This is a genomic window from Micromonospora sp. NPDC005206 (assembly GCF_040608175.1).
GTDB lineage: Bacteria > Actinomycetota > Actinomycetes > Mycobacteriales > Micromonosporaceae > Micromonospora.
This window is the reverse complement of the sequence record NZ_JBEXHU010000014.1, coordinates 55,339-81,243: the sequence shown is the minus strand read 5'-3', so window position 1 is coordinate 81,243 and position 25,905 is coordinate 55,339. Positions and strand designations below refer to the sequence as shown.

The following is a 25,905-nucleotide window of genomic DNA, read 5'->3' as shown; positions in this document are numbered from 1 at the left end:
ACCGAACCTACCTCCACTGCGGATCGGTCCGGATCAACCGCGGCATGGACCAATCTCCATCCCCGCGCTGGACCCAAGGTCACGATCTGATCGCAAAAACTGGATGAAGGTCTTGTGTCCAACATTGGATCCCGGCATGATGAGACTCACGTCACAAGGGTCCGGGTGCTGGGCGACGATCAACAGTGTCGGAGTAGCAAAGCCGCACGGTCATCCGTGGGCTGGAGAAGGGTTGCAATGAAGCTTCTTCATCTGAACGCGCGTTACAAGGGCGCGGCGGTGCTAGTGCCACTCGCCCTCGTACTTGCGGCCTGCGGAGGCACGTCGGACGACCCACCCGACGGCAAGGGCGGCGGCAAGCAGGAACAGCTGGCGACGAGCCTGGTCAAGGGCGGCGATGAGGGCGAGTGCACCGCCGACAAGGCCGGCGGCGCAATCACGATCACCGAGCAGGTCGAGTATTCCTCGATCGACCCGGTCGCGCCCTCGAACTACGCCAACCCGATGTACGCGATCTACGGCGCGCTGATGCGCTACAACCCCGCACAGGGTGCCTACGAGCCCGATCTGGCGGCGTCGCTGGAGCCCAAGGGCGACAGCACCGTCTGGACCCTCACCCTGAAGGACGGGATCACCTTCGGCGACGGCTCGCCGATGACCGCTGGTGACGTCATCGCCTCGATCGAACGGTTCCGAGCCAAGGGCGCGCTGTCGACCTACACCAGCCGGGCTCGATACATCGACAAGATGACGGCGGTCGACGACAAGACCGTCGAGTTCACGCTGACCAAGGCCTGGACCGAGTTCCCCTACCTGCTGGCCACCCCGGTAGGCGAGATCGTCAACCCGAGGGTTCCCGCGGACGCACTCGCTGACAACCCGGCGCCTGGCGCCGGCGCGGGTGCCTTCGTCTTCGACCGCTGGACGCCCGGGAACGAGCTGGTGGTGAAGAAGAAGGACGACTGGTGGGGCGGCGCCGTCTGTCTGGACAGCCTTCGCTTCATCACCCAGAACGACGCCAACGCCCGCAAGGACACCTTCGACACCGGCGAGGCCCAGGTCTTCAACAACAACGCCAACCTCGAGGTCTCCGCGGCCGTCGTCGCCAAGCCCGACGTCAACTACGTGAAGTGGCCGCTGCGTCTCGGGTTCACCCCGAACTTTGGCGTCGGCCCGGAGGCAAAAGACGCTCCGCTCGCCAACAATGACGTCCGCCAGGGCCTCCAGATGACGCTGGACCCGCAGTTCATGGTCGACCGCGTGAACCAGGGCGCCGCTGAGCCCTCGGATGCCCTGATGTCCAGCGACAACCCGCTGAACCGCGGTCTCAAGGGCGTTCCTCACGACAAGGACGCGGGCAAGCAGCTGCTCGACAAGGCGAAGCAGGAGGGCTGGGATGGCAAGATCACGATCATGTCCCTCAACCAGCCGGGCAACCTGGTGATCGCCAACAACGCAGCCGCGCTGTGGAAGTCCGTGGGCGTCGACGTCACCGTCAAGGCGGTTGAGATCAGCCAGCTGATCCCTGCCATCCAGGGCGGCGGCGGGTTCGACCTGCAGGTCTCGGGTGCGAGCGTGGCGCCGATCGGGGAGTGCGTCTCATGCGACCTCGACGCGTACCGCAGCGACGGTTCGGCCAACCGTGTCGGCTTCTCCGACGCCACGATCGACCAGCTCGCCGAGCAGGCAGATGCACTGCCCGCCGACGGTCGCGCGCAGCTCCTGCAGGACTACCAGGAGGCTTGGAACAACGCGATCCCGCGTGTTCTCTACGGCCAGCAGTACTACCTGGAGGCCTGGACCTCGAAGCTGCAGGGCGTGCGCCCGTCGCGCTACCTGATGGTCGACTTCTCCAAGGCCTGGCTCAAGAAGTGAGCACCGCAATTCAGAGCCCGTCTGCGGGGGCCACTCAGCCCCCGCAGGCGGCCTCGCCGCTCGCGCGGAAGCGCCGGTTCGGTCGGCTGCGCTACCTCGGCACACGACTCGTCCGACTCGTCTCGATCATCTTCGGGGTCACCCTGGTCAGCTTCTTCCTGCTGAAGATGACCCCCGGCGATCCAGCCGCCACCGCTTTGGGACCCGACGCCACGCAGGAGCAGCTCGACGCGATGCGCGCCGAGCTCGGCTTGAACAAGCCGATCTGGCAGCAGTACACCGACTGGCTCGGCGGCATACTGCGCGGCGACTTCGGCGAGACCCTGATCGCTCCTCGGCGTTCGGTGGCGGGCGACCTCGCCGACCGTCTCCCGGTCACGATCGAGCTCGGTGTGCTCGCCATCTTGGTCTCGCTGCTCGTCGCTGTCCCGCTGGGCGTGTGGTCGGCCCACCGCCGCGAGACCACCTTCGACCGCGTGACGTCCACGCTGCTCTACGCAGTCGTCTCGATCCCGTCCTTCGTGGCCGCACTGCTGCTCATCCAGATCTTCGTCTTCAACCCAGAGCTGGCACGCAACGCGGCACTGGTTGTCGCCATCGTCGCCGTGGCCTACGCCGCCATGTCGTGGTTGCGCTCACGCGGCTCCAAACGGCACAGCTCGGGGCCGGGCACGCCAGACTCCGCAACGCCGCTATTGATCGGGTCCCTGGTAGTTGCCGCTGTCTGCGTGGCGATCTACCTGCTGTTGCCGGCCTTCCCGCGGCAGGGATTCGTCCCGCTCTCCGAGAGCATCGGCGGCAACCTGAAGGGCGTCTTCCTTCCAGTATTCACTCTGGTTCTGGTCGACATCGCCATCTTCACCAGGCTGCTGCGCAGTGATATGGCCACTGAGCTCATGAAGCCCTATGTGCTCGCGAGCCGCGCACGTGGCATGGGCACCGGGCATGTGCTCGTGACCGAGGCGCTGCGCCCGTCCCTGTTCTCACTGATCACGGTGGTCGGACTCTCGATCGGCCAACTCATCGGCGGCACGATCATCGTGGAGTCGATCTTCCGGCTTCCTGGCGTGGGCTCGATGCTGACCACCGGCGTGCGGGGCGGCGACTACCCGGTCGTCCAGGCGTGCATCTTCGTCATCGCCACCGCCTACGTGCTCATCAACGCCATCGTCGACCTCAGTTACGCGTTCCTGGACTCGCGAGTCAAGCAAGGGAGGGCCCGATGACCGTCCCCCAAGTTGTTGGCCCGGCACCGAGCCCGGTTAACGGAGTGTCGCCCGGCGGTGCGGGGAGCCGCCCACCCGGAGAGCCGGCCGCGAGCACCGCTTCGCAAAGTCGGCCCGCTCTGCTGCTGGCCGCGCTGATGACAGCGGCAGGTCTCGTGCTGGCTGTGCTGGGGTTCGCATTGGCAACAGCGCCGGGCGCTGTACGGGTCGCGCTCGTCGTGGTCGGCCTGATTATCTTCTACGCGGGCGCCAGGCAGTTGGGTCGCGTCTTCTTCGGCACCGAGTTCGACCTCGGCTTCTGGTGTGCGCTCGCCTGGCTGGTGGGCATCACCCTCGCCGCCATCCTGGCGGACGTGCTGCCGCTGCCTGAGTCGCTTGACCCGTCGAAGGCACTACTCGAGCTGCCGCTAGAGGGACCCACGGCGCGGCACTGGCTCGGCACAGATCAGTACGGCCTGGACCTGTTCGGCGAGATCATCTACGGCGCGAGGGTCTCACTCATCGTCGGCTTCGGTGGTGTCGCGATCGGCGGGGTCATCGGCACCTGTGTCGGCCTGCTGGCGGGCTACTTCCGTGGACGGGTCGATGGCTCCCTGGGATGGGTCGTGGACCTGATCCTCAGCTTCCCGCCCCTGGTGCTCCTGATGGCCTTGGCGGCGGTGCTCGCGCCCAACACTCGCAACATCGCGCTCGCGCTTGCGGTGCTCGTGGTGCCTTCCTTCGCCCGATTGGCACGGGCCACGACGATGAAGATCGCCGAGCAGGACTACGTCTTCATGGCGAAGGCCATGGGTGCGCGGCCCCGGCGCATCATGTTCCGCGAGGTGCTGCCGAACATCCTGCCGTCGCTGATGTCGTACGCCCTGCTCGTCACCGCGATTCTGATCGTCGCCGAGGCATCCTTGTCGTTCCTCGGCCTGAGCGTGCAGCGACCGACGCCGACATGGGGAAATCTGATCGCCGAGGCCGAGCCCCGCTTCGACCAGTACCCGTTCCTGCTCGCACCGGCGGTGCCGCTCTTCCTGACCGTGTTCTCCATCAACCGCATCGGCGATGCCATCCGTGCACGCCAGGCAAGGGACTGACATGACCCACGCGACCAACCTCGGCGAGAGCAAGCCGCTACTCCTGGACGTGCGGGGCCTGCGCACGACACTGCACACCCTCGGTGGGCCCATCACGGTGGTCGACGGGGTCGACCTCGTCCTGCCTGCAGCGAGCACGCTCGGCGTCGCTGGCGAATCCGGCTCGGGTAAGTCGATGCTGGCCAGATCGCTGATGAGCCTGCTGCCCGTCCGCGGCGAGGTCACCAGCGACCACTTCCTCTTCAACGGGCAGGCCGTCGACCCCCAGAGTCCTGGCAGCCGCGTGCTGTGGGGCCCCGAGATCGCGATGGTCTTCCAGGACCCGATGACGGCGCTCAACCCCGTCCGCACCATCGGTGCGCAGCTGACCGACACCCTGCGGATCCACGAGAGGCTGGGCAAGGAGAAGGCCCGCGGACGTGCAGCTGATCTGCTCGGCCGGGTCGGCATCCCCTCACCGCGGTCACGGCTCGACGTCTACCCACACGAGATGTCGGGCGGGATGCGGCAGCGAGTGATGATCGCGATTGCGATCTCCTGCTCGCCGCGACTGCTGATTGCCGACGAGCCGACGACAGGGCTTGACGTCACCGTCCAACGGCAGATTCTGGCACTGCTGCGTCGCCTCAAGGACGAGGAGGACATGGCGATGATCCTGATCAGCCACGACGTCGCGATGCTCGCCGACGAGGTCGACGCGGTGAACATCATGTACGCCGGCCGCACAGTCGAGACGGTCACCGCATCGCAGTTGCACGATCACGACGTCCGGCACCGCTACAGCGAGGCGCTGCTGCTGGCCCACCCCGACATCAACGCCGAACCGGGCGTCGCCCTCGAGGGCATCCCGGGCAGCCCGCCCAGCTTTGCCGCCCTCCCGGCCGGCTGCCGGTTCGCGGCACGCTGCGCCCACGCCGAGGAGATCTGCCGCCTCGACGAGCCGACGCTGGGCCCAGACCAGGGTGCCCGCACCTACGCCTGCCACTTCCCAGCGCATGCCGTGGCGTCGAAGTGGCCCGAACTCCAGGAGCAGCTGTGAATCAGGCAATCGCCACCCTCGCGCCCAGCGAGGTATCCAGCGACTTGGTCATCGAGGCGAACGACGTCGTCGTCGAGTATCCAACCTCCAACGGGACCGTGCACGCCGTCTCCGGCGTCAGTGTCGCAGTGACCGAGGGGGAGACCCTCGCCATCGTCGGCGAGAGCGGGTCGGGCAAGTCCACGTTCCTGCGCGCACTGATCCGGCTGACCCGGGTCACCTCGGGATGCATCAAGTACGGCGACACGGAGCTGACCGCGCTCAACGAGGAGCAGATGCGGCAGCTGCGGCCCGATCTGCAGATGATCATGCAGGACCCGATCTCCTCGCTCAACCCGCGACGCAAGGTCAAGGACATCGTCGCCGAAGGCCTTCGCATCTGGCCGTCGCGGGTGCGGAGCACCGTCGACCAGCAGGTCGAGGAGGGTCTCACGGCCGTTTCGATGGACCCCGCCCAGGTCGGCGATCGCAGGCCGACGTCCTTCTCTGGAGGACAGTGCCAGCGCATCGCCATCGCGCGTGCCCTCGCCATGCATCCCAAGGTGCTGTTCTGCGACGAGCCGGTCTCGGCTCTCGATGTCTCGGTCCAGGCGCGGGTGCTGAATCTGCTGCGAGAGGCCAAGGAGAAGTTCGGACTGACGGTCCTGTTCGTGTCCCACGACCTCGGCGTGGTCAAGTCGATCAGCGACCGGGTGATGGTGCTCTACCTGGGCAGAACCTGCGAGATCGCACCAGTCGACAAGCTCTATGAGAGCCCGGCTCACCCCTACACCGATCTCCTGCTCGCCTCTGCGCCCGGTTCGCACCGTCCCGTTCCCGAGGACCTGTCAGTCGAGCCGCCTTCGCCCCTCGCGCCCCCGTCCGGATGCCGATTCCGAACCCGCTGCCCGCGCGCGAGCGACCGCTGCGCATCGGAGGTCCCCGAGCTGCGGGAGATCACCCCACAGCAGTTCGTCGCCTGCCACCACCCCCTCATCGAGCCACTCACCGATCTGACGCCCGCGCCGGCCGCCAGCGGACCGGAGTTCGACTGACGGAAGACCCCTGACGTCGGTCAGCTGGGTCAGCCCGGCCGGCTCGACAGGACAAAAGAACGCGGCCGACGTGTGTCCCACATTGGATCCAATAAAGCAGGCGAAATCCAGTGGGAATCATGGAGAGTAATCCGACGATTCTTGTGACTGACATCACAGGGAGGCGTGAGGTGGGTCATCGGAGCGACCCACCGCCGGATGGACGTCCGCGTCCGGGTCTCGGCCCCCCACGCCGATGGCACACCGAGCCGGGCCTGAGGGCAGCCGCCCATGAGACCGAGACTCCGCGCCCCTCCGCCGGCGCGGCCAGCCCGCACTGTGCATCCGTGCGAAACCCCGGTGTCGATGCCATCTGGGTGCGACGTCCGCCCAAGAGCCGTGGGAGAGCGACCGACCTGAAGAAAGACCCGCTGACGCAATAGACAAGAGAGATTCAATGACACACGACGGTTCTTCGAGCGAGACCACCACCCGGCCTCACGAGATCTTGGACCTGACCGTCCACCCCCAGGCGATCGACCCCGTCGCCCTGCGTGAGAACGCCTCCGACATCGAGGCGCCCCTGCTGTTGATGTCGTTGGTCCAGATGACGGGCGACATCTCGCTGCTCGACCGGTATGGCGACCACGTCACCTTCAGCGCGTCGGCCGACCACCGATTGCTGCCCGAGGGCCGCCTGCCCGACGCCGACAAGGAGGAGCTGCTCGCGATCCTGGAGAAGGTCGGACAAAACCCGGGCGAGCAGCACTACCTCCAGGTCCCCGACGACGAGCTATTCGCGCGCATGCTCGGCGTGGTCGTCGGCGAAGAGATCCCCGAGGAGTTCTTCGCCATCGTCAAGGAGCAGGGCGGCTTCGAGCTCACCCGCCCCGGCGCTCCCCACACCAAGCGCCCGCCGTCCGACTTCAAGATCGCCGTGTTGGGCGCTGGCATGAGCGGGATCGCCGCCGCGATCGCCGCGGCTGACGCAGGCTTCGACTACCACGTCTATGAAACCGCCGACGACATCGGCGGCACCTGGCGGATCAACACCTACCCCGGCGTCGCGGTCGACACCCCGAGCATCTACTACTCCTTCTCCTACGAGATCGAGGCCGCCTGGTCCAAGTATTACCCGCTCGGTCCGGAGTACCAGAATTACCTGCGCCGCGTCGTCGACAAGTACGACATCAAGAACAACATCAGCTTCAACACCCGCATCGAAGCGATGCAGTGGGACGACGAGGCTCAGCAGTGGGTCCTGGAGCTGGACTCCAACGGCGAGCGCAGCCAGGTCCGCTACAACGCGGTCGTCACCGCCGCGGGCTTCCTCAACCGTCCCAAGTTCCCCGACATCCCCGGACGCGAGACCTTCCGCGGTCAGAGCGTCCACAGCGCCAAGTGGCACGACGGCGTCGAGCTGGCCGGAAAGAAGGTGGCCGTCATCGGAGCCGGCGCCACCTCGGTGCAGATCGTTGACGCGATCATCGGCGACGTCGCCATGCTCACCCTGTTCCAGCGTCAGCCGCACTGGGTCAACCCCAACCACCTCGGCGAGGGCATCGTGCCGAGCGGAGAGCGGTGGGCCCAGTGCAACATCCCCTTCTACGACCGCTGGCGGCGGGCCAAGACCTACTGGTTCGTCTCTGACAAGGGCTACGCCAACGTCCGGGTCGACCCCGACTGGCACCGCGAGCACCCACTCTCGATCTCGGCGGCCAACGACAGGGCGCTCCAGCTCGGCCTGCGTCACCTCGAGGAGTCCTTCGGGCACGACCCCGAGCTCAAGGCGAAGATGACGCCCGACTACCCGCCCTACGGCAAGCGTCCGATCCGCGACCCAGGGGGCTACTTCCGCGCTCTGGCGAGCGAGAAGGGCGAGGTCATCGCCACGCCCCTCGTCGAGGTCGTTCCCGAAGGTCTGAAGACCTCCGATGCCGTCGTCCACGAGTTCGACGTGATCATCTACGCCACCGGGTTCACGCTGGACTTCCTCTCGCCCATCGAGATCGTCGGCCGAGACGGCCGCACCCTGAACGAGGTCTGGCACAACGGCACCGACCCGCGTTCTTACCTTAGCGGGACGGTGGCCGGGTTCCCCAACCTCTTCATCACCTCCAGCCCGAACTCCAGCAACGCCCACGGCGGCGGCCACAACTTCATGACCGAGGTCGCCGTCCACTTCATCATCGAGTGTCTCCAGCTCGTCATCGAGTCCGGAGCCCACTCGATCGAGGTCACGGCCAATGCCCAGGAGGAGTTCGTCGCCGAGGTGGACCAGCAGATGGAGGGCTCCATCTGGCGCAACTCCTTCGGCGCCCACACCTACTACCGCAACGCCGCTGGCCGGGTCATGCTGCCCAACCCCTGGCGCATGGTCGACCTGTGGCGGAGGCTGCGCGCCCCCGAGCCGTCCAGCTTCATGATCCGGTAAGGGCACCCAATGGCCTTCGACCCGGACGTTCAGGCCCTCTTGGACAGCCGAGGCGCCCAGCCGACACTTCAGCAGCGCGGCGTCGCCGGCGCGCGGGAGATGATGAACTCAGCCCCCCGCGCGCCGGGACCCGGCGTCGCCGAGGTCAAGGACCTCGCCTTCGACGGTTCGCACGGCACCATCCCGGTGCGCCTGTACCACCCCCGGCAGTCCGCCGAGCCGCTGCCGGCGATGATCTACTTCCACGGCGGGGGAATGATCATCGGCAGCATCGAGACGGCGGATCCGCTCGCCCGGCACCTCGCTAACGCCGCCGGCGCCGTGGTGATCAGCGTCGACTACCGGCTTGCGCCGGAGCACCCCCACCCTGTGGCGACCGACGAGGCCTACGCCACCGTCGTTTGGGTGGCCGACTACGCCGCCGAGCTGGGCATACATCGACCCAGCTCGGCTGGCGGTCGGGGGCGAGAGCGCCGGCGGCAACCTCGCAGCCGGTGCCGCTCTCCAAGCCCGCGACCAGGGCAGGCCCCCTCTCGACCTACGGCGTTCCGGCGCTGGCCACCGACCTCGCCGGGCTGCCGGACGCCCTCGTCGTCACCGCCGAGAACGACCCCTCCCGAGACGCGCTCAAGGACTACGGCCACCGCATCCGAGCCGCCGGCGTGCAGACCGCGCTGCTGCGCTACCCCGGCGTCGCGCACGGCTTCATGTCCCAAACCGGCACCATCCGCCGCTCCAACCTGGCATGCGCCGAGATCGGGGGCCTGCTCCGAGCCAAGTTCGCCACGCCCCGTCCCGTCACCACGCAGCAGGTCACAGCGCAGCACGGCGCCACGTGACCACCGAGCTGCCCCACCAATGACCCTTCAGACGAGTGCACATCTGAAGCAATCCCCATGAACAGCCCCACCACCAATCAATCAGCAGAGACGAGGAGTTCCATGTCAAGCGCAGTAGAACGCTTCGGTGACGGCACCGCGTTCGTCACCGGTGGCGCCGCCGGCATCGGCGAAGGTTTTGTGCGTCATCTGGCGGCGATCGGCATGCGGGTCGTCATCGCCGACGTCAACCTTCCCGCGGCCCAGAAGCTCGCCGACGAGCTGGTCGAGGCCGGCCGACGAGCGACGGCCATCGAGCTCGACGTCACCTCCGCCGACCAGGTCGACCGGATCGCGCGGCAGATGTTCGAGGACTACGGCAGCGTCGAGCTGCTGATCAACAACGCCGGCGTCGAGAACGCCGGCCTGCTGTGGGAGGTCACCCCGGCGCGCTGGAAGCAGGTCATGGACATCAACGTCGACGGCGTCTTCTACGGCATCCACTCCTTCGTGCCGCTCATGATCGAAGCGGGCAAGCCAGCGGTGATCGCCAACCTGTCCTCGGTCGGCGGCGTCGGCAGCGCACCCGTACAGGCGCCGTACATGGTCAGCAAGCATGCGGTGCTCGCCCTCACCGAGTGCCTTTACCAGGAGGTCGCCCTGGTCGGTGCCCCGATCCAGGTCTCGGCGGTCCTGCCCCACTCCATCCGCAGCCAGATCTTCCTGGCCGCCCGCCGCGACGCACCCAGCGCCAACCCGGTCGCGAACGGCGTCTTCGACGCCATGCAGGCAGCCAACGTCGCGACCGGCCTGGACCCGGTCGAAGCCGCCGAGCACATGACCGAGGCGATCGCACGCGGAGACTTCTGGATCTTCTCCGACGACCTCATCTGTCGCGAGAGCACCTCCCGGCGTGCCACCCAACTCGCGGACCTGACGCCACCACCCGACCCCCGGGTCATGCTCGACCGTATGGGCATCGACCCCATTGGCGTGGGGTTGTCGGCATGAGCATCGAGTCCACTGCCTCCACCGACGCGTCCACCATGGCTGATTCGCGCGTGACAGTCGCCCTCGAGGAAGCCCTCAACCGCGGCGAGGTCGGCATCCAAGTCGCCGCCTACCTCAACGGACGCCTCATCGTCAACGCCGTCGCCGGACGAGTCGCTGACGGCGACGCACTCGAGGCGACGACCGACACCCTCTTCCCGGTCTTCTCCGTCACCAAGGCCGTGGTCGCCACCGGGCTCCACCTCCTCGCCAAGCGGGGCCTCGTCGACTACACGGCACCCGTGGCCACCTACTGGCCCGAGTTCGCCCAGAACGGCAAGGGCGACATCACCGTCCGCCACGCCCTCAGCCACCGCGCCGGCATCCCCTGGATGCCGCCGGACATCGGCCTCGACGAGCAGGCCGACTGGTCGTGGGTCATCAAGCGGATCGAGGAGGAGGAGCCGACCTTCCCGGCTGGCAGCGTGAACTGCTACCACGCACTCGTCTGGGGCTGGATCATCGGCGAGATCATCCGCCGCACCGACCCGCAGCAGCGCGACCTGCAGACCTTCATCCGCCAGGAGATCATCGAGCCGCTCGCGATCGAGGACATGTACCTCGGCCTACCCTCCGAGCAGGACCGACGCGTGGCCACGCTCCTGGCCGGCGAGGTGCCCACCGAGCCGATCTCGGAGTACTTCCTTCGCGGGATGCCGCCGGCAATCTACCCGGGTTCCGTTGCCTACAACACCGAGAAGTCCCGCCGCACCGTCAACCCCGGAGCCGGCATCATCGCCAACGCCAGCTCGATGGCCAGATTCTTCGGGGCCCTGGCCAACGGCGGCGAGCTCGACGGCACCCGGCTCTTCACCTGCGGGGAACTCCTGACCTTCACCGCCCCGCGCGACAACGTCGACGACGTTGACATTTACATGGGGCGCCCCGTCCGAGTCGGAGCCTACGGCTACTGGGTCGGCGGCGGCGGGCCCGGCCTCAACCCCCTCGTGGGCGAAGACCTACACATCCTGTACCACACCGGCGCAGGCGGCTCCATCGCCTGGGCTGAGCTGGACACGGGGCTCTCCATCGCGTTCTGCCACAACGCCATGCACGGCGCGATCGACCCCGACCGCCACCCCTTCACGCCCGCCATCGAGGCGGTGCGCGCCATCGCTGCCGAACTACGAGAGACCCACGCATGAGCACCCAGTCGGACGACCACGCAGCAATCCTCAACCTCAACGGGCTCTTCGCCGAGGCCGTCGACCACGACCCGACCCTCGACCGGGTCATCTCCCTCTTCACCCGCGACGGGACGTGGGTCATGGGCAGCAAGGAGTTCGAGGGACACGAGGAGATCCGGCAGGCCCTGCAAGGCACGCGCGATCGGGGTTTCGCCGGCCCCGCGGCGGGTACCCGCCACATCGTGACCAGCCAGCAGATCTATCTCACTGCAGACCGCGTCGCCGGGCGGGGCAGCAGCCAGTGGTTGCTGGTGCAACCCGCTACCGCCCCCGAGACTCCCACCCTGCGCGGTGTGGGTCGCTACCTCGACGAGTACGTCAAGGTCGACGGCACCTGGTTCATCCAAAGCCGGAGCGCCGTCTCATGACAGCGCCCCACCACCACGCGACGGCCGCGAAGACACCCAGGCCATGAGTTGTCTGGCCGGCAGGTCGCCATCGTCACCGCTGCAGGCCAGTCCGGCAACATCGGCGTCGGCGAGGCGGCCGACCGCGTCGGCGCTGATGTGTTCCTTGACCCCTGCGGGGAGAGCTGGTTGGACTGCCGGCGTGACCAGGCGTTCGAGGCCCTGCCTACATTTTCGAGACCAGTGGCATGCACGGCATGATCTCCCGCCAGCTCGACGAGGTGCCCCGAAGTCGGTGATCACGGGCGTCGTCTGCGGGTGCGCGTGACGATCAGCTACGTCCTCGATCGCGGTGAACCGCTGGACGTCACCTTGAACATCAGCATGCTCGGCTCACCTGAGATCTACCGACGCATGGCCCAAGAACTGGCCGACGGGCGGCCGGACTTCTCCGGCATGGTTTGGCCCGGGCGCTGCGCCGTGCCGGGCTGACGCCGATCGGGCTGGCCGCCAAGGAGATCGGTCTGGACGAGGTTGCGGACGCCTTCGAGGCTTTGCGCAACCCCGTCGACCTCAATAAGGTCGCCGTGCTGCGCCAGCAGTAAGGAAGCAACGGAGGACTCCTCGCCGCACGGACAGGGGTAACCCGACACCTAGTCGGCTCGTATCGATGCCGAGACTCAACCGGCAGGGCCGCCGCACAACCAGAAGATGGGGCGGCCCCGACCGCATCAGGTCGGGACCGCCCCACTTACGCGCCCTCCCGCGTCTCCTCTTAGGTGACTGCAATCGGGTTTGCTTGTCGCTAGGAGCCAGCTTGTGCCGTCTCCCGCTCGCTGCTGCGGAGCCGGACCCTTGCCAAGGCACAGGCCTCGTCGAAGGCCTGGGTGCCACGGGCGATCCAGCCGGCCTGCATCATGAACCCGTGCCCGACCCCGGGATAGCGCAGGAGGACGGTGGACACTGACGCTGCCCGCAGGCGCTCGCCGTACGCTTCGCCACCATCGCGCAGGGGGTCCAGCTCGGCGGTCACGACGATTGCCGGCGGCAGCCCAGCGAGGTCAACCGCCTTGGAAGGAACGCCTTGCTCGGTGTCACGACTCTCGTCTGCACCCAGATACTGCGCCTTCATCCACACCACGTCGGCGTGGCTGAGGAAGGGGCTGTCGGCGAACTCGCTCATCGAGGCGCGGGAGACCGAGGCTCGCTCTAAGCCGGGGTAGAAGAGCATCTGCAGCGCGAGCTGCGGCCCCTCCGCGCGTGCCCTCAACGCGACAGCCGCGGCCAAGGATCCGCCCGCGCTGTCACCCGCTACGGCGATCCTGGCAGGATCCCCACCGAACTCCGGGGCGTGCTCATAGGCCCATACGGTCGCGGCGTAGCACTCGTCATTGCCGACTGGATAGGAGTGCTCAGGTGCGAGCCGGTAGTCCACGCTGACGACGATCGCAGCGCATCCGTCACAGAGCCGCCTGGCAACGGAGTCGAAGGAGTCGATCGACCCCATCACCATGCCGCCCCCGTGGAAGTAGACGACCACGGGCAGCGGTCCATCGGGAACGCTCGCAGGGTGGTAGAGCCGCAGCCTCAGTGGTCCGTGCGGGCCTTCGATCGTGGTGTCGCGGCTCGTGGCCACGTCGGGCGCAGGTGGCCTCGGCATCGACTCGAGCAGCCCACGCATCTGGTCGAGGCCACCCTCGTGCGCCTTGGGGATGGGCGGCGCCGCGGCACGCGCGGCCAGCATGGCGGCGACGTCAGGATCGAACTCGGGCATCGTCAGTCTCACTTGATCTCGAACTTGGTGTGATCCACCACATGGTGGTTCTGCCAGTTCTCGACCATTCGCCAGGGGCTGGAGAGAAAGACACGACCTGCGGCGTTGCGGTAGTAGGTGTGGGCGTTGAGCGCGTGGCGCCAGATCGACCCTTCCATCTTCTCGTCGACCTTGGCCACCCAGTCTTCCTGGGCCTCACGGTTGACCTCGATGGAGCGCGCGCCGCTCTCGAAGAGGATCTTGAGGCACTCCATGATGTAGTAAGTCACAACCTCGGTCATGTAGTTGTGGCCACCGCCGTGGGCGCTGCTGGAGTTGGGTCCCGAGGTCACGAACAGGTTCGGGAATCCGGCCACGGTGCCGCCGAGGTAGGACCGTGGGTCCTCGCCGTTCTTCCACTCCTCATTCAGCGTGCGACCGTTACGGCCGATGATCTCGATCGTGTTGAGGAAGTCGAGGGTGAAGCCGGTGGCGTAGATGATGACGTCGAGCTCGTGGACGACGCCATCGGCGGTCTGCAGGCCCTCAGGTGTGACGGCGGCGAGCCGCTCGGTGACGACGCTTCCCTTGTCGCTCGTCAGGCTGGAGTAGAACCGGCCGGGATCGCGGATGATGCGCTTGGCGTTGGGCGGGAAGTCGGGCGTCATCTTCGCCATCAGGTCGGGGCGGTCCTTGAAGGACGCCTCAAGGTGTCCACGGGCCATCCGCAGGGTGCGGTCGTTCACAGCGGAGATTGACAGCTCGTGGGACTTGACCCACTCCGGGTCGACGCGGACGTTGTCGTAGAGGACGTCGGAAACGAACCAGTAGGTCTTGGCCCGCTGCCAGCGGTCGTAGAACGGCAGATTCGCCTGCAGCCACGCCTCGGACTCCGGCACCCAGCCCTCGCCCAGATGGTTGGGCATGACCCAGTGCGGCTGGCGCTGGAACAGCGTCAGGTGTGCGACGTCGTCGATGATGCCGTCGACGACCTGCACCGAGGTCGCCCCCGCTCCGATGATGCCGACCCGCTTCCCGATTAGGTCGACGTCGGCGGGCCACTCCGTGGTGTGGAACCACTCGCCGCGGAAGCTCCCGATGCCCGGGATGTCGGGGTACTTGGCGCGGTTGAGGAAGCCCGCCGCGGTGATGACTGCGGTGTAGCGGTGATCCGTCTTATGTCCGGCGGACGAGACCTGGACCACCCACTCCTCAGTGTCCTCGTCCCAGGTCATCTTCTCGATGCGGGTCTCGAACTGGATGTGCGACTTGACGTCGTACTTGTCGACGACGCGGCGCAGATAGCCCTGGTACTCCTCAGCAAGAGGGAAGTACTTGCTCCACTTCGGCTCGATCTCGTAGGAGAACGAGTAGTAGATGCTCGGGGTGTCGACAGCGACGCCGGGGTAGGTGTTGATCCGCCACGTGCCGCCGATGTCGTCGGCCTGCTCGAAGATGTCGTAGTCGATCCCTGCGTCGGCCAGCGCGATCGCGGCGTGGATGCCGCTCATCCCGCTGCCGAGCACCGCCACACGGAAGCCTTCAGGCGCGACCACCCCCTCGAACGACGGCGTTGCCGGCACGAACCCACCCTGCTCCTTGACGATGCCGTTGAACTCGGCCGGGATCTCGGTACCGGTGGTCAGGGACAGCATGCGGTTGAACAGGTCATCGTCGGGGACCTGGAGGTAGGCCTCGGTGGGCCGCGCGGCCACTTCGACGACCAGGTCGATCAGCTCGCTCAGGTGGGGCTCGGCGATGCGGCCGCTGGGCAGCAGGCGCGAGTCGGCGACCACATCGATCGAGATGTGGGGACCGAAGCGGTCCAAGAGGCCGAGGTCGCCGGTCATCTGGACCAGGCTCATGAGCACTAGCGGCGCGTCCCCGTGCCGCAGGTGGGAGCGCAGCTCCTCGGGATCGACCTCGCGAACGGGGAGGGTCAAGTCAATGACGCGATGCGCCGGTGCAGTCATGGGGGCTCCTGGAACGTGTGCCACGGGTCTCATGTGACTCCCCTCATTCCAGACCATGCACCAGGCGGTGTCAATCATTTGGCTTACATTCTTGGATCCAATCCGGTAGGGTGGTGTCGGTCACAGTTGAGAGGAGGTTCACGTGCGATCCACCTTGGTCCCCGCTTCGGTAGCGACGACTGAGCTGCGCGCACTGCGCGCCGAGGTCCGAGCGTTCCTACGCGAGTCGATCGGTGCGGGCTACTTCGTCCCCCACACCGACTCGTGGCAGTCGGGCATCGACATCGAGTTCAGCCGCCGGCTCGCCGAGCGCGGATGGATCGGCATGACGATTCCGCGGGAATACGGCGGGCACGGCCGCAGCGCGCTGGAGCGGTTTGTGGTCACCGAGGAGCTGCTCGCCCACGGCGCGCCTGTCGCCGCCCACTGGATCGCCGACCGCCAGATGGCGCCCTCGATCCTGCGCCAGGGCACCGAGGAGCAGAGGCAGAAGTACCTCCCGGGGATTGCGCGCGCCGAGCGGTTCTTCGCCATCGGCATGAGCGAGCCGGACTCGGGGTCGGACCTGGCCTCGGTCCGCACCCGCGCCACCGTCGACGGTGATGGTTGGCGCATCAACGGCACCAAGGTGTGGACCAGCGTTGCCCACATCGCCACCAACATGATCGTGCTCGCACGTACCGACGACGGTGAGCGCCACCGGGGTCTCTCACAGTTCGTGGTGGACCTGCCGCGTCCCGGCGTCACGATCAGACCCATCATCACGATCGACGGCGCCCACCACTTCAACGAGGTCGTCTTCGAGAACGCCTACCTCGAAGGCGACGCCCTGCTCGGCGCGCGCGGCTCCGGCTGGCACCAGGTCACGGCCGAACTCGCCAACGAGCGATCCGGCCCGGAGCGCTTCCTCAGCCCCTTTCCCCTGCTCGCTGCCTGGGCCCACGCCGTCGGGCAGGCCGACCGGCCGGCGCAGCTCGAACTGGGGCGGCTCCTGTCACGCCTGCTCGTGCTGCGGCAGATGTCCCTCGGCGTGGCGCGCCAGCTGGCCGCCGGGGCACAGCCCGCGGTTGAGGCCGCCCTGGTCAAGGATCTCGGCACGACCTTCGAGGGCGATCTGGTCGAGACCGTGCGCCGCATGGCGATGACCGAGCCCGGCGCAGGCCTGACCCCCTTCGACGAGCTCCTCGTCGACGGCATCAAGCACACCCCCGCCTTCACGCTCCGCGGAGGAACCAACGAAGTCCTCCGATCTATCGTCGCAAAGGGACTTGCATGACTGTGGAGATGCACGAACACCTCGACGACCTCCGCGACACCGCCAAGGCCGTCGTCGCACCGCACCTCGCCACCGACTCCCGGCCCGACTCCACCCTCGATCGAGGCCTGTGGGACGAGCTCGAGAAGCTCGGCTTCGTCGGGCTCGGCGCGCCGGAATCTGTGGGCGGCTCGGACGGTGACCTCTTGGACTCGACCACAGTCCTGGCCGAGCTCACCACGGCACGCCTGCCCTACGGTGAGGCGACCGTCGTCGCCGCTCCCGCCCTCGGCGAGGCCGGCATCGACCTCCCGAGCGGCCCGTTCACCGCATGCACCGCCGACATCACCGCCGAATCCGGGCACCTCAGTGGCCTGGCCTCCCGTGTGCCGTTTGCACGAGACTGCCAATCCGCGGTTCTGCTCGTAGTAGGGGACCGACCGACGCTGCACGTGGTCGCGCTCGATGCACCAGGCGTCACCTTGATACACGGGGTCAACCTCGCCGGAGAGCCGCGCGACTCCGTGATGCTCAGCGAGGTAGCGCCGGTTGCCTCGGCCGAGGTGCCTGAGCTGGCTGCCGCCGCGTGGCGGCTGCGTTCCACGCTAGCCCGGGCCGTCGCCGCCGCGGGGGTGGCGTCGGCGATCGTGGATATCACCTCCCGTTACGTCACCGAGCGTGTCCAGTTCGGGCGGCCTCTGGTCAAGTTCCAGGTCGTCCAGCACGCCATCGCCAAGATGGCCGCCGAGGCCACCGCGATGCAGGTCGCCGCGACAGCAGCGGCCATGGCCCTTCTCGAGGACCCGAGCACTGCCGAGCTGCTCGTGGCGGCCGCCAAGGCCGAAACCGCGATCCTGACGCGCCCCGTGACCGCCGCCGCCCATCAGGCCCACGGAGCAATCGGATTCACCCAGGAGCATGCGCTGGGCGCACTCACCACGCGGCTGTGGGCCTGGCGCGAGGAGCACGGCAACGAGCGCTACTGGCACCAGAGACTCGGCGAGCTCGGCTGCGGACAGGACCTGTGGCAGCTCGTCGCGGGCCAGCAGTAACCCGGCACACCGCCGGCACGTATGAGCGGGATGTATGAGAAGGAGTCTGTCTAATGGATGACGAGCCACGCGTCGACGTCAGCGTCGACGACGGGATCGCGCGGCTGACGCTGGTCAACCCGGCCCGCAAGAATGCGATCACGTTGTCGATGACCGACCAGATCGGTGAGTTCTGCCAGATGGTCGAGACCGACGAATCGGTGGGCGCGGTCATCGTCGACGCCGCCGGCAACTACTTCTGCAGCGGCGCTGACACCAGGGACCTCGCGGCCTCCTCAGAGGCCCCTGCCTCCCCGGAGGCGGTCGCTCGGACCTCGGCCGTGTACGGGTCCTTCGTCAAGCTCGGGACACTGCCCGTCCCCACGGTCGCCCTTGTCAAGGGCGGGGCGGTCGGTGCCGGGCTCAACCTGGCGCTGGCAGCCGACGTCATGCTCGTGACACCTGACGCCGTGCTCGACAGCGGCTTCCTGGCCCGGCGCATCCACCCCGGCGGCGGCCACCTGCGTCTCCTCGGTCGGTCGCTGGGCTACCAGCAGGCCGTCGCAATGGCCGCCTTCGGGGCCGCCCTCTCCGCCGAGGAGGCCGTCGCCCGCGGCCTGGCCTGGCGAACCGCGCCTGCCGAGGAGCTGCTCGACATCGCAGTGGATCTGTGCCGTCTGCCGGCAGCCGACCCCGAGCTTGCGCGCCGGATCAAGCGGTCGGCGACCATCGAGCTGGAGGACCCTGGCCTGTCCTGGTCTGCGGCGGTAGAGGTCGAGCGCGGCGTCCAGATGTGGTCGCTGGGCCGCAAGGGCTCACAGGCGTGGGAGCGCAAGCCGGCAGTCCCCACCTCGGCGGTGCCTTCATGACCGGGCCGCTTGCCGGCGTCAGGGTCCTGGACTTCTCCACCACCTTCTCCGGCCCGTACTGCACCCTTCAGCTCGCCGACCTCGGCGCTGACGTCGTCAAGGTTGAGGGCCCCGGCGGTGACATCACCCGAGGTCTCGGACGAAGCCGGGAGCCCGGCATGGCAGCCGTCTACATCGCCGGCAACCGCGGTAAGACCAGCGTCGCCTTGAACCTCAAGGACGAGGCCAACCGGGCGTTTCTCGACGAGCTCATCGAGAACGCGGACGCACTGGTCCACAACATGCGCCCCAAAGCCGCGGACCGGCTGGGCATCGGACCTAGCCGTGCACTCGAGCTGAACCCGCGGCTGGTTCACCTCGCCATCACCGGGTACGGCACCGACGGCCCCTACGGCGAGAAGCCTGCCTACGACGACACCATCCAGGCGATGAGCGGTCTCGCCTGGCTCCAGGGCCTGCGAGGCGACCTGACCTATGTCGCAACAGCGGTCGCGGACAAGGTGACGGGCCTGACCGCCGCGATGGCACTGGTCTCAGGCCTGTATGCAACCGAGCGAACCGGTGTCGGCCAGGCAGTCGAGGTGCCGATGTACGAGACCATGGTCGGGTTCAACCTCATGGAGCAGTGGGGCGGGCGCGCCTTCGTGCCCCCAGAGGGAGACACCGGCTACGCCCGGATGCGCTCCGAGCACCGGCGCCCCTACCGCACCAAGGACGGCATGATCTCGGTCGTCGTCTACCACGAGGGCCACTGGCGCCGCTTCCTCGACGCGATCGGCCAAGGACATCTCCTAGAACTGGACGAGTTCCGCACCACCGAAGCCCGCAGCGAGAACATCGACATGCTCTACGAACTGCTGGCTCGTGAGCTGATCACTCGAACCACCGAGGACTGGCTTGACTTCCTCGACCAGATCGACGTGCCGGTGGCGCGCGTCAAGTCGCTCGACGAGCTCTTCGACGACGAGCACCTGCGTGCGGTGGACTTCTTCCAGGAGATCGGTGAAGGCACCGATCGATACCTCGTCGCCCGCCCCGCCGTCCGGTTCAGCGGCACGCCGGCCGTCGAACCTCGGGACGGCCGCGTGCCAGACCGCCTCGGCGAGGGAGAGGCCCGCGCCAGCAGCTGGCTCGATAAGCGGGTGGCCGGATGACGACGGAGCCTGACTGAGCTGCGCCCGAGTTCGCTATCGGCGAACTCGGGCGGCGGCGCGTGCCGCGGCCGACACGATGCTCCAGGGACCGCCGCGGAGTCGTTGAGCTCCCGTTCGAGGCGCTGCTTCACCGGCCGCACCTCGCCGACGCCGTCCAACGCGTCGGCAGTGCCCTGCGATTCGAGGGCATGCTGCCCGACCTGATGCGCGAGGCAGTCGTCCTGCTCGTCGCATCGGCGTGCGAAGCGCCATTCATCTGGGTACACGACCAGCCGATCGCGAGGCGTGCAGGACTGACCGACGAGCAGGTGGAGGGAATTTGCCTCGGCCACGCACCAGACGATGTCGACGCAGCCACGGCAACCGCCATCAGCCTGGGTCAGGTCCTCACCCGAACTCACCCAGACCAGGCCGCGGTCAGTTCGGCAGTTGGGCCTGACCCGTTTTGACCGACATCTGAGATCAGGAGCCGGAATGCTCCGGGAGGATGTCCAGCATCATGGAGAACATGGGTAGGAAATGGCCTCGGCCTCGTCGCTCCTTCACGGCGGAGTTCAAGGACGGGATCGTGGAGTTGTGCCAGCGCGGGGACCGGACGATCGGGCAGGTCGCGAAGGACTTCGACCTGACGGAGCCCGCGGTTCGGGAGTGGGTCAAGCAGGCCGAGCTCGACGACGGCGCGCCCGTAGCGACGGTTTGACCAGCGACGAGCGGGCCGAGCTGGCGCAGGTACGCAGGGAGAACCGGCGGCTGCGCGAGGACGTCGTGAGATTGAAGCGGGAGACGGCTTTCTTCGCGAGGGATTCTCGGTGAACGTGTACCCGTTCATCGAGGCGGAGCAAGCGGGCCGGCGCAACATCAAGCGGGCGTGTGGAGCTGATGCAGGTCTCCCGGTCCGCCTACTACCAGCACATCCGCGGACAGCAGTCCGAGCGGGAACGCATCGACCAAAACACGCTCACCCAGAAGATCGTTACGGTGCACGAGGCGTCCCGGGCACGTACGGGGCGCCGCGGGTGCACGCCGAGTTGGCCGCGGCCGGGCATCGGCACGGCCGCGAACGCATCGCCCGGTTGGTGGCGCATGGCCGGGATCGCGGGCCGGTGCCCGCGTCGGTGGCGCACCACCACGATTCCGGATCCGGCCGCCGAAGACGCGTCCGGATCTGGTCAACCGTGACTTCGTCACCGACCCGGCAGGCGTGGACACCCGGTGGTGCGGGGACATCGCCTACATCAACACGTGGGAGGGCTGGCTGTACATGGCCACCGTCATCGATCTGGCCTCCCGCCAGGTCGTCGGCTGGGCGGTCGCCGACCACCTGCGCGCCAATCTGGTCGACGCCGCCCTCACCGCCGCCCTCGTCCGACGTCGGCCCGCCTCCGGGCTGGTCTTCCACTCCGACCGCGCCCAATACACCAGCGCCCAGCACGCCCGCCTCGCCGCCCGCCACGGCGTGCGGCTATCAGTGGGTCGGCGCGGGCAGTGCTGGGACCAACGCCGTCGCCGAGTCGTTCTTCGCCACCATCAAGACCGAACTGCTACACCGCCAGGCCTGGCCCACCCGCAACGTCGCCCGCCAGGCGATATTCGAATACGTGGAAGGTTGGTACAACCCGCCGCAGGCACTCCAGCCTCGGCTACCTCAGCCCCACCGCCTACGAAGCCACCGGCCTCAACCTGCTACCCGCCAGCAAGCGGGTGTCCTGAGTCGTTGGTTCATTGCTAGATTGATGGCGTGGGTGATGGTCGTGGTCCGAAGTTGGCGTTGCTGGCGTTGACCGCTGAGGAGCGGGACGTGTTGCAGGGCTGGGCTCGTCGTGGAAAGACGGCGCAGGCGTTGGCGTTACGGGCGCGGATCGTGTTGGCGTGCGCGGATGGCCTGTCCAACAGCGAGGTATCACGGCAGCTCGGGGCGTCGCTGCCGACGGTTGGTAAGTGGCGCAAGCGGTTCATCACGCAGCGACTGGCAGGGCTGCAGGACGAGCCTCGTCCTGGCGCGCCGCGGAAGATTACCGACGCGCAGGTCGAGGCGGTCATCGTCAAGACCCTCGAAGAGGCGCCGTCCAACCGGGATAGCCACTGGTCGACCCGGTCGATGGCGAAGGCGGCCGGGCTCAACCAGACGGCCGTGTCGCGGATCTGGCGGGCGTTCGGGCTCAAACCGCACCTGGTTGACACCTGGAAGCTGTCCACCGATCCGTTGTTCATCGACAAGGTTCGTGACGTGGTCGGGTTGTACCTCGATCCGCCGGACAAGGCGATGGTCCTCGCAGTCGACGAGAAATCCCAGATGCAGGCCCTCGATCGCACCGCGCCGATGCTGCCGATGATGCCGGGCGCGCCTGAGCGCCGCACCCACGACTACGTGCGGCACGGCACCACGAGCCTGTTCGCCGCGCTGGACATCGCCACCGGCAAGGTGATCGGCCAGCACCAGCGTCGGCACCGCCATCAGGAGTTCCTGCGCTTCCTCAAGACCATCGACGCCAGCACGCCGCCCGAGTTGGACCTGCACCTGATCTGCGACAACTACGCCACCCACAAGACCCCGGCGATCCGCACATGGCTGGCTGCACATCCCCGCTTCCACCTGCACTTCACACCAACCTCCGGCAGCTGGCTCAACCTGGTCGAACGCTGGTTCGCTGAACTGACCAACCGCAAGCTCCGCCGCTCCACGCACCGCAGCGTCAAAGCCCTCGAAGACGACGTCAACGCCTGGATCGCGGCATGGAACGACGACCCGAAACCCTTTGTCTGGACCAAAACCGCCGACCAGATCCTCGACAACCTCGCCAACTACTGCGCCCGGATCAATAAAGCTTCCAACGACTCAGTACACTAGCGTGAGATCACCATATCGACCCTGTCCGTCGAACGGGTCAAGCCGAAGTCTCAGCTCTCGGGGTTGAGGCTGTCGTCGAGTCACGGCGCTGATCGGCTACTACCGCCTGCTCGCCTCTGTCCTTGGAAAGACGACCGTCCGGAGGATCCGATATGGTCAGCGCATTCGGGTTCATGAGTTAAAGGGGGCGCCATGGCTTCGCAGGCACCAGTCAAGGCACAGACGGTGTCGCGTGTCATCGAAGAGCTGCGCCGCATGATCGTCTCGGGCGAGTTGCTGCCTGGCCAGCAGATCCGGCAGGAAGGTATGGCCGAGCGCCTTGGCGTCAGCCGCCTCCCCATTCGGGAGGCCCTGCGTCAGCTGACGGCCGACGGACTGGTCAAGCATATCCCGAATGTCGGTTACATGGTGGCACGCCTCAGTCGCGCGGAGTTCGACGAGATCTATTTCATGCGCAAGGTCCTCGAGACCGAACTCATCATGGTGCTGCCAAAGCCGACAACTGCCCAACTCGATGGGATCGTGAAGCTCAACGACCTCGTGATCGAAGCCGCCGAGCGCGAAGACCTCGCAGCCATGCAGCACCACAACCACGACTTCCACTTCGCGATCTTCGACCTCTCGGACCTCAAGCTTGTCATTGGCGAGATCGAGAGGTTCTGGACGTGGGCATCGCCCTATCACGCCGTCTACCTCTTCTCTCCCGACAGCCGCCGCCATGTCCTCGAAGAGCACGCGACCATGATCGAAGCCCTGCGGCAAGGTGACAACGAATTGCTCGCACGCACCATGGACCAGCACCGCCACGGCTCCGAGACTCAGATCGGCGGCATCCTGGGCATGGCCGCAGGCGCCGTACCGGTGCCCTGAGTTCTGGTCCACGCGCCACCAAGGCCGCGCGGCCGTCGCGAGCCAGCCGGTCTCGGCGCGCGTTCGGCGTCTACCCATTCCAGGCCAGCGGCAGTTGTGCCTAAGGGACGTCTCGTAACTGGGTGAAGGTGTTGCCCGGCGCCGGCTCGGTGGTCAGCCGGCGAGGATGATGTTGTGGATGTTGGCGATGCCGGAAGCGGCGTCGGCCAATGTGTGGGCGGCGCGGCGGTAGTCGCGCAGGATCTTGAAGCACTTCATCCTGGCCAGGGCATGTTCGACCCCGGCGCGGACCCTGCGGTGCTCGACGTTGAGGGCTTGCTTCCAGTCCGGCAGGTCGCTGCCGTCGGTGGGCTTGCGGTACGGGATGATCACTTCGGGGTTGCCGCGGTAGCCGCCGTCGGCCATCACGGGTCGGCCGTCCAGCTTCTCCTCGATCCCTGAGCTGCGGTAGACGATCGTGTCGTTGCGGTTGCCGGGCTGTGGGTCGCCGACGGCGATGACCAGGCGGGTGTTGGCGTCAATGGCGACCTGCAGGTTCGTCGAGTACCGGTAGTTTTTGCTCCGGGCGGCCAGGCGGTGATCGCGGGTAGGGATCAGAGTGCCGTCGACGATGGCGATCTGCTCGACCGGCCGCCGGCGCACCGGCGCCAGTGCCAGCAGCGGGCCGAGGGCGTCAATGACCCGGTGCGCCGCCGAGTGCGACACCCCGAACAGCGGGCCGATCTGGCGCATCGTCAGGTTCGTGCGCCAGTAGGTCGCCACCAGCAGCACCCGGTCGGCGAGGTCCAGGGCCCACTGCCGGCCGGGCCGGCCATCAGCGATCGTGGCACCGCCCCGCTCGGCGACCAGACGGACCAGCTTGCGGAACTGGGCGGGCTGCAGCCCCGTGAACGGGAAGATCCACTCAGGGTGCGCCGCGGTGATCACCTGCACCCCAGGCATCCTCGATGATCGTCCTCAGCGGACAGACACCGGGGTTACGAGACGTCCCTTAGATTGGATCCTAGATGCTCGTTCCCGGCGGCGGTGATCTCCGCGGGGAAGTAGGCCGTCGGCGCGGATCTCCGCCCGTATCGGTGGACGCCCAGGTCGTCGGGATGGTCTCCAACACCCGTGGTATCGACGCCCGCCGCCCCACCAACAGCGCCGGGCACGGCACCCACGACACGACGTCGAGCCTGCAGCGGTTCACGCTGCCCAGCGACAAGCTCATCAAGTCCGAGACCGGCAAGGTCTTCAGCCAGAACGGCTGGACCGGCGGCTCGGTCAACCTGGCCAAGGGCAGCAAGGCGAAGCCCGTGGTGTAGATCGATGTGTAGCGTTGTGGGTGACCGTGCTGGAACCAGCTGCGGGTCCGTCATCTGAGACACCGATCCCACGAGCAATGCCCTGACCAGGCCCTTCTGTTTGGAGACCTCTTCGGCGCGCCCGGAGAGGTCTCGTCCCGCGTATCGCTGTGGCCGATCGGACCTGCTGTCGGTCCAGACCGCGAAGAACGAGACCGCCTGGACCGGTACCAGGTCCGCCGCTACGACGCCTGGCACGCCCACATCACCTTGGCCATGGCCGACGCCGCGTTCCTGGTCGTCACCGACGACCCGCCGTAGCAGCGTTACGAGGAACCGGTAGGGCACTTGGTGCTGGTATAGGGAACTTCGCCGAGATCGGGAAGATCGACAGGTCGGCGGTGCCGGAGCGGCTCGCCTGCGTGTAGTGGACGGTGAAGAGGACCGGAAGTGGCCCCGGGCAGGGGACAAGGACATCGAAGGTGATCGCCGGCCAGGCCGTAGCGCCCGCGGGCAGGGGATGGTGTTCTGCCGCTGCCACCGCAGGGGACCACACCGACAGACGCAGGAGGCAACACTAGCCGTGATAGGCCGCGGAACCGGGGAGGCCTGGACCGGCCGACATCGGTGGAGAGCTCTGTGAGCCGGGCCAGACCCCCGCCTGGGGGCAGCGGGTGCGCGGGGAGGTACGCCGAGGTCCGCGGTTTAGTGAGCGAGCGCCTCCAGCTGCCGGTAGCGCCCACACCGGACGGCGTCTGCGTCTGCGGGATCCCGCAGACGCAGCCGCCGTCC

23 protein-coding genes and 4 pseudogenes are annotated in these 25,905 nt (G+C 67.3%); 24 read left to right on the top strand and 3 right to left on the bottom strand.

Translation table 11 applies throughout. The features are described 5' to 3' along the window. Nucleotides 1–237 precede the first annotated feature (237 nt). From ABZU69_RS21990 to ABZU69_RS21930, 13 genes and pseudogenes are all read left to right on the top strand, one after another. Entirely contained in the window at nucleotides 238–1,875 is a 1,638-nt protein-coding gene (locus ABZU69_RS21990; RefSeq protein ID WP_354966207.1) for an ABC transporter substrate-binding protein, read from the top strand. After that, entirely contained in the window at nucleotides 1,872–3,101 is a 1,230-nt protein-coding gene (locus tag ABZU69_RS21985; protein WP_354966206.1) for an ABC transporter permease, read from the top strand. Before ABZU69_RS21990 ends, ABZU69_RS21985 begins: the two co-directional genes overlap by 4 nt. Continuing rightward, complete coding sequence (locus tag ABZU69_RS21980) at nucleotides 3,098–4,186, top strand: ABC transporter permease (protein WP_354966205.1); 1,089 nt, start codon at nucleotides 3,098–3,100, stop codon at nucleotides 4,184–4,186. The genes ABZU69_RS21985 and ABZU69_RS21980 overlap by 4 nt, the downstream gene beginning before the upstream one ends. Before the next feature lies 1 nt (nucleotide 4,187). Beyond that, the gene (locus ABZU69_RS21975; protein WP_354966204.1) at nucleotides 4,188–5,225 is read left to right on the top strand and encodes an ABC transporter ATP-binding protein; all 1,038 of its coding nucleotides are present in this window, start codon (nucleotides 4,188–4,190) and stop codon (nucleotides 5,223–5,225) included. Continuing rightward, entirely contained in the window at nucleotides 5,198–6,259 is a 1,062-nt protein-coding gene (locus ABZU69_RS21970; protein WP_354966203.1) for an ABC transporter ATP-binding protein, read from the top strand. The genes ABZU69_RS21975 and ABZU69_RS21970 overlap by 28 nt, the downstream gene beginning before the upstream one ends. Before the next feature lie 436 nt (nucleotides 6,260–6,695). Then, nucleotides 6,696–8,672, top strand: coding sequence for an NAD(P)/FAD-dependent oxidoreductase (locus ABZU69_RS21965; protein WP_354966202.1), 1,977 nt, complete (start codon nucleotides 6,696–6,698; stop codon nucleotides 8,670–8,672). A gap of 9 nt (nucleotides 8,673–8,681) precedes the next feature. Further along, a pseudogene (locus ABZU69_RS21960) lies at nucleotides 8,682–9,050 on the top strand (alpha/beta hydrolase); the annotation flags it as partial. Continuing rightward, nucleotides 9,019–9,165: pseudogene (locus ABZU69_RS21955) on the top strand (hypothetical protein); the annotation flags it as partial. The pseudogenes ABZU69_RS21960 and ABZU69_RS21955, both read left to right, overlap by 32 nt. Before the next feature lies 1 nt (nucleotide 9,166). After that, the gene (locus ABZU69_RS21950) at nucleotides 9,167–9,511 is read left to right on the top strand and encodes an alpha/beta hydrolase fold domain-containing protein (RefSeq protein WP_354966201.1); all 345 of its coding nucleotides are present in this window, start codon (nucleotides 9,167–9,169) and stop codon (nucleotides 9,509–9,511) included. Between the two features lie 102 nt (nucleotides 9,512–9,613). Beyond that, entirely contained in the window at nucleotides 9,614–10,501 is an 888-nt protein-coding gene (locus ABZU69_RS21945; protein WP_354966200.1) for an SDR family NAD(P)-dependent oxidoreductase, read from the top strand. Further along, nucleotides 10,498–11,685: a serine hydrolase domain-containing protein gene (locus tag ABZU69_RS21940; protein ID WP_354966199.1), complete on the top strand. Its 1,188-nt coding sequence runs from the start codon at nucleotides 10,498–10,500 to the stop codon at nucleotides 11,683–11,685. The genes ABZU69_RS21945 and ABZU69_RS21940 overlap by 4 nt, the downstream gene beginning before the upstream one ends. Next, nucleotides 11,682–12,095 carry a nuclear transport factor 2 family protein gene (locus ABZU69_RS21935; RefSeq protein WP_354966198.1) on the top strand — a complete coding sequence of 138 codons (414 nt, stop codon included), beginning with the start codon at nucleotides 11,682–11,684 and terminating at the stop codon, nucleotides 12,093–12,095. Before ABZU69_RS21940 ends, ABZU69_RS21935 begins: the two co-directional genes overlap by 4 nt. Before the next feature lie 297 nt (nucleotides 12,096–12,392). Then, nucleotides 12,393–12,566, top strand: coding sequence for a hypothetical protein (locus ABZU69_RS21930; RefSeq protein WP_354966197.1), 174 nt, complete (start codon nucleotides 12,393–12,395; stop codon nucleotides 12,564–12,566). A gap of 313 nt (nucleotides 12,567–12,879) precedes the next feature. Here ABZU69_RS21930 and ABZU69_RS21925 read toward each other — a convergent pair whose 3' ends face one another. Both ABZU69_RS21925 and ABZU69_RS21920 read right to left on the bottom strand, forming a co-directional pair. Next, the gene (locus ABZU69_RS21925; RefSeq protein WP_354966196.1) at nucleotides 12,880–13,848 is read right to left on the bottom strand and encodes an alpha/beta hydrolase; all 969 of its coding nucleotides are present in this window, start codon (nucleotides 13,846–13,848) and stop codon (nucleotides 12,880–12,882) included. Between the two features lie 8 nt (nucleotides 13,849–13,856). After that, on the bottom strand, nucleotides 13,857–15,878 hold the full coding sequence (locus ABZU69_RS21920; RefSeq protein ID WP_354966195.1) for an NAD(P)/FAD-dependent oxidoreductase: 2,022 nt from the start codon (nucleotides 15,876–15,878) through the stop codon (nucleotides 13,857–13,859). A 64-nt stretch (nucleotides 15,879–15,942) separates the two neighbouring features. On the opposite strand from ABZU69_RS21920, the gene ABZU69_RS21915 reads away from it, so the two are divergent. The 10 genes and pseudogenes from ABZU69_RS21915 to ABZU69_RS21870 all read left to right on the top strand — a co-directional run bounded on the left by ABZU69_RS21915 (nucleotide 15,943) and on the right by ABZU69_RS21870 (nucleotide 23,827). Continuing rightward, nucleotides 15,943–17,076 carry an acyl-CoA dehydrogenase family protein gene (locus ABZU69_RS21915; protein ID WP_354966194.1) on the top strand — a complete coding sequence of 378 codons (1,134 nt, stop codon included), beginning with the start codon at nucleotides 15,943–15,945 and terminating at the stop codon, nucleotides 17,074–17,076. Then, complete coding sequence (locus tag ABZU69_RS21910) at nucleotides 17,073–18,107, top strand: acyl-CoA dehydrogenase family protein (protein ID WP_354966193.1); 1,035 nt, start codon at nucleotides 17,073–17,075, stop codon at nucleotides 18,105–18,107. Before ABZU69_RS21915 ends, ABZU69_RS21910 begins: the two co-directional genes overlap by 4 nt. A 53-nt stretch (nucleotides 18,108–18,160) precedes the next feature. Then, entirely contained in the window at nucleotides 18,161–18,955 is a 795-nt protein-coding gene (locus ABZU69_RS21905; protein ID WP_354966192.1) for an enoyl-CoA hydratase-related protein, read from the top strand. Further along, nucleotides 18,952–20,109 (top strand): CoA transferase, encoded by a 1,158-nt coding sequence (locus ABZU69_RS21900; RefSeq protein ID WP_354966191.1) that lies wholly within the window; start codon nucleotides 18,952–18,954, stop codon nucleotides 20,107–20,109. Before ABZU69_RS21905 ends, ABZU69_RS21900 begins: the two co-directional genes overlap by 4 nt. 188 nt (nucleotides 20,110–20,297) lie before the next feature. After that, nucleotides 20,298–20,558 (top strand): hypothetical protein, encoded by a 261-nt coding sequence (locus tag ABZU69_RS21895; protein ID WP_354966190.1) that lies wholly within the window; start codon nucleotides 20,298–20,300, stop codon nucleotides 20,556–20,558. Nucleotides 20,559–20,617: 59 nt separating this feature from the next. Then, on the top strand, nucleotides 20,618–20,809 hold the full coding sequence (locus tag ABZU69_RS21890) for a transposase (RefSeq protein WP_354966188.1): 192 nt from the start codon (nucleotides 20,618–20,620) through the stop codon (nucleotides 20,807–20,809). A gap of 501 nt (nucleotides 20,810–21,310) precedes the next feature. Next, nucleotides 21,311–21,586: pseudogene (locus ABZU69_RS21885) on the top strand (DDE-type integrase/transposase/recombinase); the annotation flags it as partial. Between the two features lie 43 nt (nucleotides 21,587–21,629). Beyond that, nucleotides 21,630–21,890, top strand: a pseudogene (locus ABZU69_RS21880) (hypothetical protein); the annotation flags it as partial. Next, nucleotides 21,848–22,957: an IS630 family transposase gene (locus tag ABZU69_RS21875; RefSeq protein ID WP_354966187.1), complete on the top strand. Its 1,110-nt coding sequence runs from the start codon at nucleotides 21,848–21,850 to the stop codon at nucleotides 22,955–22,957. The pseudogene ABZU69_RS21880 and the gene ABZU69_RS21875, both read left to right, overlap by 43 nt. Nucleotides 22,958–23,149: 192 nt before the next feature. After that, the gene (locus ABZU69_RS21870; protein WP_354966186.1) at nucleotides 23,150–23,827 is read left to right on the top strand and encodes a GntR family transcriptional regulator; all 678 of its coding nucleotides are present in this window, start codon (nucleotides 23,150–23,152) and stop codon (nucleotides 23,825–23,827) included. 153 nt (nucleotides 23,828–23,980) lie between these two features. Here ABZU69_RS21870 and ABZU69_RS21865 read toward each other — a convergent pair whose 3' ends face one another. Further along, nucleotides 23,981–24,760 carry a transposase family protein gene (locus tag ABZU69_RS21865; RefSeq protein WP_354966185.1) on the bottom strand — a complete coding sequence of 260 codons (780 nt, stop codon included), beginning with the start codon at nucleotides 24,758–24,760 and terminating at the stop codon, nucleotides 23,981–23,983. A 143-nt stretch (nucleotides 24,761–24,903) separates the two neighbouring features. On the opposite strand from ABZU69_RS21865, the gene ABZU69_RS21860 reads away from it, so the two are divergent. After that, nucleotides 24,904–25,134, top strand: a complete 231-nt coding sequence (locus ABZU69_RS21860) for a hypothetical protein (RefSeq protein ID WP_354966184.1) — start codon at nucleotides 24,904–24,906, stop codon at nucleotides 25,132–25,134. The last annotated feature ends 771 nt before the right edge of the window (nucleotides 25,135–25,905 follow it).